A 13457-nucleotide genomic window follows, 5' to 3' on the forward strand; every position below is an offset into this window, starting at 1 on the left:
AGGGCCCCGGCGCTTCCCCTCCTGCAGCGCCGGGGCCCTTGCGCATGGCTCAGCGCCCGGTGCGCACGAGCCGCTCCAGCCCGCGCGTGTCCCGTCCGCTGTCGTGCGTCCGGTCCGGGGTGACCGGCGTGATCGTCACGTGTCCCTGCTCCAGCAGTGCGTAGTCCGGGTTCCGCTTGGTCTCGGGACGGCAGTCCGGCGACCCCGGCTCACACAGCGAGCCGCCGATCGTGAACGTGTCGCCCTCGGCCGTGTAGTGGAACCTCACGATCTTCTGCGTGCCCACGGACGTCCACGCGGTGCCCTTGGGACGCTGCCCCTCGTCGTGGTGCGGGTAGTTGACGTTGACGACGAACTTCGTGGTGAGCAGGCGGCGTTGGCGCAGCTCGCCGATGAACCGCGCGCCGAACTCCGCGGTGTCGCGGTAGGTGTGGTCCGCGACCTCGAAGGAGCCGGTGACGCCGGGGTCGTAGGAGCTGTTGAGGGCGATGGCCGGTACCCCCTCGTCGATCGCGGCGAGCGCGGCGCCGACCGTGCCCGACTCGTTGACGACGGAGGCGACGTTCGGGCCGTAGTTGCTGCCGGTGACGACCAGGTCCGGACCGTCCGTCCAGCCTGCCTTCGCGGCGAGGCCGCCGCCGATGCCGAGGCGCACGGTGTCGGCGGGCGTCGCGCTCGGCGTCGTGGGACCGCAGGGGGCGCCGCCCTTGCAGACGCCGTAGACGGCGCCGCCGCTCGGCGCTCCGGAGCAGTCGTTCGCGTAGCCGGCGGGCAGGGTGGTCCGGCGCTGCACGGTCAGCTGACCGCCGCCGGTGGCGCTGGTGCCGGCGCCGCTCTGATGGGCCCACGGCGCCATGACGACCACATCGGCGCCGGCGGCGCACAGGGCGCGGCGGACCTCGTAGAGCCCCTTGCCGTCCGAGGCGTCCGGGCGGGCCATCTGCATCGAGTCGTCGTTGCTCAGCAGGACGCGCAGGCCGGCCAGGGGCAGCCGGTCGTGGCCGGGGCGGGGTCGGTCGTGGGCGGCCTGCGCCGGGGTACAGGCGAGCAGGACGGTGGCCGTGGCGGCGAAGGCGGCGAGGGTTCTGCGGCGGCTCATAGGGGGTTTCTCCTGAGAGTGGGGACGAGGTGAGGGGTCTTCAGCGGACGCCGCGCACGCGCAGCACGCCCACCGCGCCGATGAGCGAGACGATCGCGGCGATCGGGAACAGCGCCGCGTAACCGCCCGCGGCGACGATCCAGCCGGCGATGCTGGGGGCGAGGATCTGCGGTCCGGCGTTGGCGATGTTGATGACGCCCATGTCCTTGCCGGCGTCGGCGGTGCGCGGCAGCACCCGGGTGATCAGCGCCATGTCGACGGCCATGTACACGCCGAAGGCCAGACCGCCGACGACGTTGTAGGCGAGCATGCCGCCCTCGGTGGGCCAGACCATCGGCAGCGTCAGCGCGAGGGCCGCCGCGATGCCGGAGAGGAGCACGAAGGGCTTGACCCGGCCGACCCGGTCGGCGATCGGCCCGACCAGGATCGAGGCGACGACCGTGCAGACGGCGTTGACGATCATCAGGAAGCCCTGGGTCGGCAGCAGGTCCTGCGGCGGGACCTCGATGTGCTCGGCGAGCAGGTACATGGTGTACGTGACGACGATGAAGTAGCCCAGCATGACCCCGAGCCGGGACAGGAACGCCCAGCCGAAGTCGGGGTGGTCCTTGGGGCTGACCCAGAAGTTGCCGAGGAAGACCTTGAGGGAGAACCGTTCCCTCGGCAGCGTCCGGGAGTCCTGGTCCGGCGAGACGACGACGAACACCAGCGCGGCGGCCACGACGACCGTCGCGATCAGGTAGTAGCCGTTCTCCCCGGCGAACCGGCCGCCGAAGCCGCCGATGACGCCGTCCAGGCCGAAGTTCGTGCCCGGCACGCCACCGATGATCAGGGCGGCGGTGATCGTGCCGAGCGGCACGCCCAGGCCGACCAGCGCGGAGAAGGTGCCGTACCGGGACGCCGGGACGCGGTCGGGCATCGCGGCGGTGAGGGCGGCCTGGTAGCCGTTCATGATGAACTGCACGACGCCCCAGCTCATCCCGAGCATGGCGATGGTCGTCGCCTGCGACTGCATGACCAGGGCGAGCGCGCCGAGCAGCGCGCAGAACAGGATCCACGGGGCCCGGCGGCCGAAGCGGGAGCGGGTGCGGTCGGAGAGCTGGCCAAAGACCGGGTTGCCGATGGTCGCGAGGACGGCGCCGACGGTGCTGGCGGTGGACAGGGCGGCGGTGTCGTTCGTGCCGGTGATCTGCGCGACCTGGAGGGGGAGCAGGAAGGCGCCCACGCCGAACCACAGCAGGTACAGCGCGACGTTGGCCATCGGCAGTGTGAGGGAGAGCGGGCCGAGGCGGGCGGGGACGGTGGGCGCGGCGGGGGTGCCGGCCGTGCCGGGAGTGCGGTCGCCCGCGGCGTCGGCCACGGCGGTCGCCGGCTTGTTTTCAGGAAGTGAATGAGTCATGGGGGCCCCTAGGAAGGCGGTGCCGGAAGAGCGGACGCGGCTGGGGCACGCGTTCGGCAGGAGCGTAGGTGACACGTGTAAGCATGGCTAGGTGTCGCGCACGGCGCGATTTTTTCGTTACCTGGCGGCCTGCGGGCCATCAGGCGGGCGATCAAGTGCCGCGAACCGGCGAATGCGTTGAGAAGTTGAAGGCCGGCCGCTCAGGCCGAGGCGCGCACGACGAGCGTCGTGCGGAGCATGTCGTGCGTCTCGGGCGCGGCCCCGGGGGCGCTGATCAGCCGGTCGATCAGCTGGGCGATCTCCCGTGCGGGCAGGTAGTCCATGCGGACGGTGGTGAGCCGGGGCCGGAGCAGCCGGCCGATCAGCAGATCGTCGGCGCCGACGACCGCGATGTCCTCCGGGACGTCGACTCCCGTGTCCTGCAAGGCGCGTACGGCGAGGGCGGCGAACTCGTCGTTGTACGCGAACAGCCCGTCGATCCCGGCGTCGGCGCACCGCCGCGCCCACGGTGCGGCCGCGTCCTCGTCGAGCGCGAGGTCCTGGCGTACGACGGTGACCGCTGCGCTCTGTGCCGCGGCCGCCTTCTGCGCGCCGGCCAGCCGGGGCTCGGCGAAGCCGCGCAGCGAGGCGTCGGCGGGCACGATCACGCCGATGCGCCGGCGGCCGGACGCCGCCAGGTGCTCCAGGGCGCGGAAGCCGACCTGCTCCTGGTCGGTCACCAGCGCGTGCGCGCCCGGCACGGGCACCGGACCGGAGCTGAGCACCACCGGGATGCCGGCCTTGTGCAGCACGGCGACGGCGTCCTCGTCCATGCTGTCGTCCATCAGCGACAGCACGGCGTCGGGCCGCAGCTCGGCCCAGCGCCGTCCCGCCTCCGCTCCCCGGGCGCCGGTCGGGCCGTACAGCACGGCGGTGTAGCCCAGTTCGGCGAGGGCCAGCTGGAGATCGGCATAGGCCTGCGCGAACAGCGGTCCGACGGTCACGGCGGGCGCGGTGAGCAGCACGATCCCGCTGCGCCCGGCGCGCAGGGCACGCGCGACGGCGTGCGGCACGTACCCGAGCTGCCGCGCGGCCTCCCGCACCCGCTCACGCGTGGCCTCGCTCACCCGCCCGCCCTTGGTGTTGTTGAGGACGTAGGACACGGTGGCCCGGGACACCCCGGCGACCCGCGCGACATCGCCGCTGGTGGGCGGGGTGGCGGCGGGACGGGAGGGGGAACTGGAGGCCATGCGGGTCATCATCGCAGACGGGGCGGGGTCGGACAGGGCGCGCGGGACGCACAGAATCGCCCGCCCGCGCGGGCCGCTGCCGCGCGGGACCGGAGATCAGGGGCTGAGGCCGACGACTCGGACAGGTGAGAGCCGGCTGATTCCGCCGGCACCGTTGAAGAGCGTGTCGGCATCGGACAGTCGGAGAGCGTGTCGGCACCGGAGTCGTATGTTCGCCCTTACCGATGACGAGACGCTGAGCAGGTCCGCGGAGGACGTGCTCGCAGACGTCACGGCACTGTCCAAGACAGACGGGAGAACCGAGCTCGACGATGCCCGGGTACGGCTTCTCACCGTGGGGCGATGAGTTTCGCCGTGGCTGCCGGTCTGTATTCGTGATGCATGACGCGATCAACCGCACCCTGGGAGGACCGCATGGCCGCCACCTACACCTTCGACGTCTTCTCCAGTCTCGACGGCTTCGGGGCCGCCGGGGGTGACTGGACCGGGTACTGGGGCAAGCAGGGGCCCGAGCTGCTCGAGCATCGGCTCGCGCTCTACGAGCAGGAGCAGCGGATGGTGTTCGGGGCCAACACCTACCGGGCGTTCGCGCAGATGCTGGCCGAGAGCACCGAGGAGTCCGATGTGCGGGATCCCTGGGTGACGCGGATGCGGAATCTGCCGGCCACGGTGGTGTCGAACACGCTGCGCGAGCCCCTCGACTGGCCGGACGCGACCGTCGTGAGCGGTGACGCCGTCGATGTCGTCGCCCGGCTGAAGAAGGAGTCCGATGTGCCGTTGCGCTCGCACGGCAGCCTGTCGATGAACCGGGCGCTGATGGCCGCCGGGCTGGTGGACCGCGTGCAGGTGACGCTCTTCCCGGTGATCACCGGGAGGACCGGTCTGGACCCGGTCTTCGGCGGCGCGCTCGACTTCGACCTGGAGCTGATCGAGCACCGTACGCTCGACGGTCACATCCAGGAGCTCGTCTACCGGCCCACCCTGCACGGCTGAGCCCGCCGGTCAGGCGCCCGTCGGGCTCCGGTCAGGCCACCGTCTCGGTCTGCCTGCGGCGCACCATCTCGTTGATCCAGGTCGGCGCGTACGGGGAGGTGCAGCCGGGGGACGTCGGGTAGTCCTTGAGCACCTCCAGGCGCTCGCCGATGGCGAGGGCGCGGGCGCGGTGTTCGGGGTGCTCGATGCCGATCTGGGCCAGGCAGTGGTTCATCGCCCACTGCAGGCGGTCGGGGGCGTCCTTCATCTCCGCCTCGATGACGTCGAGGAGCCGGTCGAGGTCGAGGCCCTCGGGCTTCTTCGCCACGCGTTCCGTGGTCAGCGCCCAGCCGGCGCTCGCGACCACCGGGTCCGGGTCGGCGGACCAGGCCACGCGCAGGTCCTCGGCGTGCGGGTTCTTCTTCACCACGTAGTTCACGAGCCAGTCGTGCACCTTCGGGGTGCGCGCCGCGCGCAGCATGGCGTCCAGCTCGTCCCGCTCGAACGCCTTCGGCCGGCAGATCAGCAGCGCGAGGAGCTTCGCCGCGGTGTCGTCCGTTGCCCAGAGCTCACGCGCGAGGTCCTGCTGGGTCTTCAGCCGCTTGGCGAGCGCGCGCAGCTTGGTGAGATTCACCCCGTGGTCGTCACCGTGCCGCTCGTTCACCTCGCGCGCCTTCGGGTCCTCCAGCTCGGCCAGCTCGGCCATCACGTCGGCCACCGTCGTCGTCCCGGCCATGTCAGCCTCCTCTGCGGGCAGCCGATCGACCTCCGGCTGCGAAAAGCTCGCCAGAGCCGCATTCTTCCAGGCGGCTCACAGCTCCCGCTTCTTCCAGGCGGCTCACCGCACCGTTCCGCTCAGCGCCGGCCGCGCCACCGGCCGGGTCGGCGCGTGCCCGCGGCGAGCGCGGCCTGCGCCGCGGCGAGGTGGGCGCGGCTGGTCACGGTGTGCGGGTGGTCCGGACCCAGGACCCGTTCGCGGTCGGCGAGGACGCGTGCATGGAGATCGGCCGCCTCCTGATACCTGCCCAGGCCGCGCAGGGCGCTCGCGAGGTTGTCCCGGCCGGTGAAGGTACGGGGGTGGTCGGGGCCGAAGACGCGCTCGTAGTCGGCGAGGGCGCGTGCGTGCAGGTCCGCGGCTTCCTGGTACTGGCCGAGGCCGCGCAGAGCGCTCGCGAGGTAGTCGCGGCTGGTCAGGACGTCGGGGTGGTCGGGCCCGAGGACGCGTTCGCGGTCGGCGAGGGTACGCCGGTGGAGCTCGGTTGCCTCCTGGTACCGGCCGAGGCCGCACAGGGCATTGGCGAGATTGCTGCGGCTGTTCAGGGTCCGGGGGTGATCGGGGCCGAGGAGGTGTTCGCGTCGGGTGACGTTGCGTCGGTGCAGGTCCGCCGCCTCCTCGTACTGGCCGAGGCCCTCCAGCGCGTAGGCGAGGTTGTTGCGGCTGATGAGAGTCTCGGGATGGTCGGGACCCAGAGTGCGCTCGTGGTCGGCGAGGTTCCGCCGGTGGAGGTTCGCCGCTTCCTGGTACCGGCCGAGGCCGCGCAGAGCGTAGGCGAGGTTGTTACGGCTGATCAGCGTGTCCGCGTGGTCGGGCCCGAGGACGCGTTCGCGGTCGGTGACGGTGCGTGCGTGGAGATCGGCCGCCTCCTGGTACCTCCCCAGGCCGCGCAGAGCACTCGCGAGGTTGTCCCGGCTCGTCAGGGTGCGCGGGTGGTCAGGTCCGAGGACGCGCTCGCAGTCGGCGACGACGCGTGCGTGGAGATCCGCGGCTTCCTGGTACTTCCCGAGGTCGCGCAGGGCGAGGGCGAGGTCGTCGCGGCTGCGCAGGGTGTCGAGGTGATCCGGACCGAGGTGGCGGGACGTGGCCTCGAGGAGGTGCTCGCACAGGAGGCGTCGCTCCGCAGCGGCGCCGGCTTCGTTCAGGACGTCGACGAGGCGGTCGAGCGTGGCGCGCCGGTCGGCCAGGCTCTCGGTGGTGACGTCGTCCAGAAGAAGGGAGAGATGGGGGGTGAGGAGGCGTGCGGTGGGCCAGCCGGCGCGTCCGGTCCGGACCGTGTCGTCGACGGCGCGGGCGAGGTGGGTGCGCAGGGCGGTCAGCCAGGGTTCCCGGTCCTCCTCGGGGACGGCGAGAGCCATGACGTCGCGGACCAGCGGATGCAGCGCGACGTGGCCGACGCTCGGCGCGCCCGTCACTCCGCCGTCGGCGCTGTTCGTCGTCGTGGCGGCGAGCAGGCCGTACTGGTGGAGTCCGGCGAGCGCGGCCTCCAGTGCGGCGGCCGTGACGGTGTCGCCGGTGGCGTCGGCCACCAGCCCGGCTGTGATCAGGGAGCGGGGGACGGGCGCGGCTTCGAGAAGGGCCAGCAGGCGCAGGAGGGGGCCGGCCTGGACGTAGCCGTCGGCGTGGAGCTGGTCCAGGGAGAGGTCCCAGGTGTGGCGAACGACGGTGCGGGCGACAGCGGGGTCGGCGGAGCGGGGGTGAGCGGCACCGATCAGGTCGCCGAACTCCCGCTCCAGGGCGTCCTGATACGCGGTGAAGGTGGTGTAGCGGCTGGTGTGCGAGGCGAGGTAGCGGCCGGCCGCGTCCAGAGCCAGCGGTAACCCGCCCAGGTGTGCTCCGAGGGCCCGTGCTTCCGCTTCCGTCCCGGCTTCGGGTGCCGCGTCCCGTAGCACCGCTCCCGCGGCGGCGGCGTCCAGCGGCCCCAGATGAAGGAGCTCGGCTTGTGGACCCCAGGTCGCGGGAGAGGTGTCACGGCTGGTGACCAGCAGCAGGCCGGCGCCGCCGGAGCGCAGCCAGCCCCGGTAGGCGGCCACCGGATCGCCCGGCGTGCCGACGCGGGCGGGGTTGTCGACGTTGTCCACGACGATCACCCAGCCCCCGGTCGACGTCAGGTGCTCCCACACTACGTCGACCAACACGCCGCGCCCCTGCCGGGCTTCGTCGAGGCGGGCGTCGGACAGCCCGAGGATCCGGGCGATGCGGGTGAGGTCGTCGGCGAGCCGGGAACGGTCGTCCTGCCAGCGTACCCAGAACACCGCCTGCCCCGACTGTCCCGCCTGGCGGGCGATCTCGGCGGCGAGCGTGGTCTTGCCCAGGCCGCCCGCCCCGCACACCACCGCCAGGCCGCCCTCGCCGTCACCGCCGTCCCTGCCTTCCCCGCCTACCCCGGCGAGCCGGCGCAGCGCGGCGAGCTCCCGGTCCCGGCCGCGAACCGGGGCTTGTGGCAGGGGCGGCTGGTAGGAGGAATGGCGGGCCGCGGTGGTGATCCAGTCCCGAGCTGCGCCCGCCCTCTGCGCGGATGGTTGCGAGCCGGCGGGGGCACGCAGGGAGTGGAGGGTGAGCACCAGGCTGATGAGCCCGATGACACCTCCGACGACACTGGAGGTCTGATCCGCCTTGTCCAGCCCGAAGCGGGCGCCGGCCCACACGATCGCCCCCGCCAGGCCGGCCACCAGCAGGGCCGGCGGCAGACGCCGCAGCAACCACCGCCGTCGGCCTTCGCCCACGTTCCTGCTCGTCACCGCCACGCGATCCTCCCCCGCTTCGCTGCCACGGTAGAACACCGGTCGCGGCCGGCCGCTCGGTTCACCCCGCTCCGGTTCGGTCGGCGGCCTCCCGGGACACCCACCCCCGTTCGCTGGCGTGCCGGCCGAGTTGGAGGCGGGTGGTGGCGCCGGTCAGTTCCTTGCCGGATGACGGCATGAAGACCGTGCCCGCGAAGGACGGTGTGCGGGTCGGGCTGAGTGTCACCGGACATGCCGGGTACTCCCCCGGAAAGCACGAGGCCGCGAAGCTGTCGTACTCCTACGGCGAGGGCGCGACCTGGACCGAGGCGGGCGGACGTCACGCTCACGGCGAGCGGCGCCACGGCCATGCTGGACCACGCGGGCGCGGGCCGGGAAGCGGGTCTGGCAGCGGCCCGAACTCACGGACGCCGGCGGCAACTCCGTACGGCGGACCGTGTCCCGCGCCTACGACGTGCGCCCGTAGCACGGCCGTAGGGCACCGAGCCGGTCCGCCGGGTGGCCTTCCTGTGGGGGGTGGGGCGCCCGGCGGACCTCTGCCTACGGGGTCGCGCGGCGGACGGCGAAGGCGAGGGAGCGGGTGAAGATCTCCCCGACCCGGTCGTCGGAGAGGTGGTGCCAGCCGTGATCGGCGCCGTCCACCGTCCACAACTCGACGTCCCCGCCCGCCTGTTCGAGCGCGGCGGCGAGGGAGCGGCTGTGGGAGCAGTCGACCATGGTGTCCTGCTCGCCGTGCACCAGCAGGAACGGGGGTGCGGCAGGCCCCACTCGGGCGACGGGACTCGCGAGGCGGGCGCGGTCGGGGGCGTCGGCGGGGGCCGCGCCGAGCATGCGCGCCTCGGGTGTGCCGGGGTCCTCGGGCGAGAAGCCGCCGCGGGCCGTGGTGAGGTCGCTCGGGCCGTACCAGATCACCGCACCGGCGAGTGGGGGGCCGGTGAGGGCGAGGAGGGAGGCGAGGTGTCCGCCGGCGGACTCCCCCCAGACCACCGTGCGGGCGGTGTCGATGCCGAGTTCGGCGGAGCGCAGGGTGAGCCAGCGCAGCGCGGCGCGCAGGTCGTCCAGGGGTGCGGGGAAGACGGCCTCGCCGCTGAGCCGGTAGTCGACGCAGGCGACGGCGAAGCCCTCGGCCGCGATACGGGCGAAGGGGCGGGGGTTCCAGTGCCGGGTGCGCAGGCCCATGTCGTCGCGGCGTCCCCGGCGCCAGGCGCCGCCGTGCACGAACAGCACCAGCGGGAGGGGGCCGACGGGAGGGCCCTCGGGCCGCCACAGGTCGAGTTCCAGGGGGCGGCCGCCGTCGGTCTCGGCGTAGGGCACGCCGCGCATCTCGCGCACACCGGGTGCGGCCGGCGCGGCGGGCGGCAGCGGGGCGTGGTCGGGGTGGGGTGCGGCGATCAGGTCGCGCACGGTGGGCCCGGGCGGCGTCATCGGGTGCGCCACTGGTGGTCGGGCAGGAAGCGCACGTCGTAGCGCTCGGGGACGGTGGCGAACTTCTGGGGGTCGGGGACGAGCGGCTCGCGCGGGAGGCCGAGCTGCTCGGCGGGGGCACCGAGGTTCTCGAAGAACCGCTCGAAGGTGCCGCCGGGGCCTGCGGCGACGCCGACGACCTGGCTGTGGTGGCGCTCCATGCGGTAGGCGTGCGGGCAGTTCTTGGGGACGAAGCCGAAGTCGCCCGGGGTGAGCAGCCGTTCCTGCTGGTCGCCCGCGGTGTCCTCCACGAACAGCCGGACGGCGCCCTGGGTGACGTAGAAGACCTCGTAGGTGTCGGTGTGCAGATGGGCGGGGATGACGTCGCCCTTGGGGCCCTCGACGGTGAAGAAGTTGAAGGTGTTCTCCGTCTGCTCGCCGCCCGCGTAAACGGTGATCAGGTCACCGAAGAGGTGGGCGCGGTCGCCCTCGCCCTTCTCGACGACGTAGGGCTTGCCCGGTTCCGCGGGGATGCGTGAGGCCGTCCGGTACCGGGTGGCGTACTCCATGGTCATGCGCTGCTCCTTCGCCTCGGGCCGTCCCTACAATGTCAGGCAGCCTGACATGAGAGAGTGGCGGGAAGCAAGCACGGGAGACGATGAGGAACCGATGAAGCCCACCCGCCGCCATCTCCCCCAGCTGCTCGGTGACGCCCGGCGCTGGTTCGAGGAGGGGCTGCTGACGGCGATGGAGGCGGCCGGCGCGACGCCCGTGTCCCCGACGCAGACGCAGCTGTTCGCCGTGCTGGACGAGGAGGGCACCACGGTGTCCGAGCTGGCCCGGCGGATGGGCGTCACCCGGCAGACCGCACACCAGGCGGTGCACGGCCTGGTCGCCGCCGGGCTGCTGGAGCAGGCCCCGGACCCCGCCTCCGCCCGCCGCCGGCTGATCCGCCGCACGCCTGAGGGGCAGCGGGCCCACCGCCAGGCGGGCGCCGTCCTCGACCGCCTGGAGGACGAACTCGCCGCACGCATCGGCCGCGACGCGGTGAACGCGCTGCGTGCGGCCCTGGAGGCACCCTGGGGACGGCCGCCGGCACCGGAGTGAGCGGGGCGGCGGGCCAGGTGCCCGTCAGCCGAGGTCAGTCCGCCAGCCCCCTCCCCACCCGTTCCGCCGTCTCCCGCAGCCAGATGTGTGCCGCGTCGTGCGTGTGGACCGGGTGCCACCACAGCGCCTCCCGCAGCGGCACCGCCTCGTACGGCGGCCACAGGACACGCACCGCGGCGAGCGGGGCGAGGAGACGGGCGAGACGGGACTGGACCAGGGCGATGCGGCGGGTGCCCGCGACCAGCAGGGGCAGCAGCTGGAAGCTGTCGACGGACACCTCCACGCGCGGCTCGATGCCGAGCATGCCGAGTTGGCGTACGGCGGGGGCGTCGTAGGTGCGCTGGTAGGTGACCCAGGGAAGGCGGGCGAGGTCCTGCCGGGTGAGGTCGTCGCCGATGTCGGGGTGGTCGTCGGCGACCAGGAAGACCCAGCGGTCGTCGTAGAGGTCGGTGGCGGGGAAGTCGCTGATCACACCGTGCGGCATGAGCAGCCCGTCGGTGGCGCTGAGCAGCGTGGCGGTGTCGTCGACGACCGTGGGCGGGGTCTGGGTGAAGCGCAGCCGGATGCCGGGGGCCTCCTCGTGCACGACGCGGGCGAGCTCGGTGCCGAACACGGCGACCGCGTAGTCCGACGCCACCAGCCGGAACTCGCGGCTCTCGGTGGCCGGGTCGAAGTCGGCCTGGCTGGCGAAGAGGCGCTCCAGTACGTCGTACGCGGTGGCGGTGCGGTCGAGGAGGACCTGGCCGAGGGCGGTGAGTTCGTAGTGGCCGCCGACGCGGGCGAGCAGGTCGTCGTCGAAGTGGCGGCGCAGCCGGGCCAGGGCCGCGCTCATCGCGGGCTGGCTGAGCCCGACGCGCTGCCCGGCGCGGGTGACGTTGCGCTCCTCCAGCAGGGCGCGCAGGGCGACGACGAGGTTGAGGTCGAGGCGGGCCAGGTTCACGGGACTTCCCCTTGCGGTACGGCACTGACCAGCGGCGAATAAACGCGGTGGATGCCGATCATCCACACAATCTATTTCCCTGATCGCAGGTGGCGGGTCCAGATTAGGCACACCGCAATCAGGAGGACATGTCCGTGAAACCTGAACCCGTGTCCGCGCTCTTCGCCGGACCCTTCGCCCTCGCCACCCTCTCGGCCGCCGGCACTCCCGCCTTCCCCGCCCTCGTCACCCCGGACGCCCGGGTCCTCGATCTCCGAGTGCCCTTCGCCGACGCCGAGTTGACGACCCGCGGCCTCCTGGAGGACTGGGCGGCCGCCCTGCCCCGGCTGCGGACGCTGGCCGGGGAGAGCGGCCCGGCGTGGCAGCCGCTGGCGGGCTTCCGGGTGCACGCGCCCGTCGAGCCCCGGCAGGTGTTCCAGTCGGGTGCGAACTACCGGCAGCACGTGATCGATCTGCACGTCGCGCACCGGGCACCGGGTGACGACCGCCCCGAGGAGGAGCGGCGAGCGGAGGCCGCGGAGATCATGGACCGGAGGGCGGCGGAGGATCTGCCGTACGTCTTCATCGGCCTGCCGAGCGCGATCACGGGGCCGTACGACGACGTGGTGCTGCCCGCCTGGGCCGAGAAGCCGGACTGGGAGCTGGAGCTGGCGGCGGTCATCGGCCGGCCCGCCCACCGGGTGTCCGCCGGCGAGGCACTGGAGTACGTCGCCGGGTACACGATCGCCAATGACCTGACGGACCGGGCGACCGTGTTCCGCCGGGACATGCCGCAGATCGGCACCGACTGGCTGCGCAGCAAGAACGCGCCCGGCTTCACCCCGCTCGGCCCCTGGATCGTGCCGACCGGTTCGATCGCCGATCCCGGTGACCTGCGGGTCACGCTGAAGCTGAACGGCGAGACCATGCAGGACGAGTCCACCAAGGACATGATCTTCGACGTGGCGCGGATGGTGTCGTACGCGTCGCAGACCGCCCGCCTCCTGCCCGGCGACCTCGTGCTCACCGGCTCCCCGGCCGGCAACGGCATGCACTGGGGGCGGCTGCTGCGCGACGGCGACGTCATGGACGGCTCCGTCACCGGGCTCGGCGCCCAGCGCACCCGGTGCGTGGCGGAGGTGGCCCGGTGAGCCCGGACCTGGACCGCACCGACCCCGAGGGCGCGATCGCCCGTGCCGCCAAGGCGTACTCCAACTGGGGCCGTTGGGGCGAGGACGACGTGCTCGGCACGCTGAACCTCCTCGACGAGGCCAAGCGCCGCGAGGGCGCCGCACTGATCCGGCGGGGCGTCAGCTTCTCCCTCTCCCAGCGCTTCGACATGAACGGCCCGCAGAAGGGCTGGCGGCGGCGCACCAACCCGGTGCACACCATGCTGGACACCGGCACCGACGCGGCCCTCGGCCTCCAGGGGTTCCCGCACGGCATCGGCGGCGCCGACGACGTGATCGCGATGCCGAGGGCTGGGGCGACTACGCGGGCGGCCCCGCACCCGGGCTGTCGTTCACGACGGCCGGCTGGCTGCACGGCAGCGAGATCGCCGCGATCGCCACCGACACCTGGGGCTTCGAGGTGCGGCCCAACGAGTTCGAGCACGCCTTCCAGCCGCTGCACCAGGTGGCCATCCCGCACATCGGGCTGCTGATCGGCGAGATGTGGGACCTGGAGGCGCTCGCCGAGGACTGCGCGGACGACGGCGCCTACGACTTCTGGCTCACCGCCGCTCCCCTGCCCATCACCGGCGCGGTCGGCTCGCCCGTCAACCCGATCGCCGTCAAGTAACGCACGGAA

At 73.0% G+C, this 13457-nt stretch carries 11 protein-coding genes and 1 pseudogene; 4 read left to right on the plus strand and 8 right to left on the minus strand.

The window, feature by feature from the left end; translation table 11 throughout:
• Positions 1-49 precede the first annotated feature (49 nt).
• From AB0412_RS28710 to AB0412_RS28720, 3 genes are all read right to left on the minus strand, one after another.
• Positions 50-1099, minus strand: a complete 1050-nt coding sequence (locus AB0412_RS28710; RefSeq protein ID WP_366405500.1) for a 5'/3'-nucleotidase SurE — start codon at positions 1097-1099, stop codon at positions 50-52.
• Between the two features lie 40 nt (positions 1100-1139).
• Positions 1140-2498: an MFS transporter gene (locus AB0412_RS28715; protein ID WP_366405501.1), complete on the minus strand. Its 1359-nt coding sequence runs from the start codon at positions 2496-2498 to the stop codon at positions 1140-1142.
• Positions 2499-2698: 200 nt separating this feature from the next.
• Complete coding sequence (locus AB0412_RS28720) at positions 2699-3727, minus strand: LacI family DNA-binding transcriptional regulator (protein WP_366405502.1); 1029 nt, start codon at positions 3725-3727, stop codon at positions 2699-2701.
• Between the two features lie 414 nt (positions 3728-4141).
• Here AB0412_RS28720 and AB0412_RS28725 point away from each other — a divergent pair, with 414 nt between their 5' ends.
• Positions 4142-4720 carry a dihydrofolate reductase family protein gene (locus AB0412_RS28725; protein WP_366405549.1) on the plus strand — a complete coding sequence of 193 codons (579 nt, stop codon included), beginning with the start codon at positions 4142-4144 and terminating at the stop codon, positions 4718-4720.
• 31 nt (positions 4721-4751) lie between these two features.
• Here AB0412_RS28725 and AB0412_RS28730 read toward each other — a convergent pair whose 3' ends face one another.
• The 4 genes from AB0412_RS28730 to AB0412_RS28745 form a co-directional block, all read right to left on the minus strand.
• The gene (locus AB0412_RS28730) at positions 4752-5435 is read right to left on the minus strand and encodes a DNA alkylation repair protein (protein ID WP_366405503.1); all 684 of its coding nucleotides are present in this window, start codon (positions 5433-5435) and stop codon (positions 4752-4754) included.
• A 119-nt stretch (positions 5436-5554) separates the two neighbouring features.
• A complete protein-coding gene (gene fxsT / locus AB0412_RS28735; RefSeq protein ID WP_366405504.1) occupies positions 5555-8215 on the minus strand; it encodes an FxSxx-COOH system tetratricopeptide repeat protein in 2661 nt (886 codons plus the stop codon).
• Positions 8216-8758: 543 nt separating this feature from the next.
• The gene (locus AB0412_RS28740) at positions 8759-9643 is read right to left on the minus strand and encodes an alpha/beta hydrolase (protein ID WP_366405505.1); all 885 of its coding nucleotides are present in this window, start codon (positions 9641-9643) and stop codon (positions 8759-8761) included.
• A complete protein-coding gene (locus AB0412_RS28745; RefSeq protein ID WP_366405506.1) occupies positions 9640-10197 on the minus strand; it encodes a quercetin 2,3-dioxygenase in 558 nt (185 codons plus the stop codon). The genes AB0412_RS28740 and AB0412_RS28745 overlap by 4 nt, the downstream gene beginning before the upstream one ends.
• A gap of 94 nt (positions 10198-10291) precedes the next feature.
• Between AB0412_RS28745 and AB0412_RS28750 the strand changes: the two genes are divergently transcribed.
• Positions 10292-10729, plus strand: coding sequence for a MarR family winged helix-turn-helix transcriptional regulator (locus AB0412_RS28750; protein WP_366405507.1), 438 nt, complete (start codon positions 10292-10294; stop codon positions 10727-10729).
• Between the two features lie 34 nt (positions 10730-10763).
• Here the strand turns inward: AB0412_RS28750 and AB0412_RS28755 are convergent, their stop codons facing one another.
• Positions 10764-11669: a LysR family transcriptional regulator gene (locus AB0412_RS28755; protein WP_366405508.1), complete on the minus strand. Its 906-nt coding sequence runs from the start codon at positions 11667-11669 to the stop codon at positions 10764-10766.
• A 128-nt stretch (positions 11670-11797) separates the two neighbouring features.
• Here AB0412_RS28755 and AB0412_RS28760 point away from each other — a divergent pair, with 128 nt between their 5' ends.
• Both AB0412_RS28760 and AB0412_RS28765 read left to right on the plus strand, forming a co-directional pair.
• Positions 11798-12799, plus strand: coding sequence for a fumarylacetoacetate hydrolase family protein (locus tag AB0412_RS28760; protein ID WP_366405509.1), 1002 nt, complete (start codon positions 11798-11800; stop codon positions 12797-12799).
• Positions 12796-13448 (plus strand): annotated as a pseudogene (locus tag AB0412_RS28765) (hypothetical protein). The gene AB0412_RS28760 and the pseudogene AB0412_RS28765 overlap by 4 nt, the downstream one beginning before the upstream one ends.
• The last annotated feature ends 9 nt before the right edge of the window (positions 13449-13457 follow it).

This window comes from Streptomyces sp. NPDC052012, from assembly GCF_040689265.1.
In the GTDB taxonomy this organism is placed as follows: domain Bacteria; phylum Actinomycetota; class Actinomycetes; order Streptomycetales; family Streptomycetaceae; genus Streptomyces.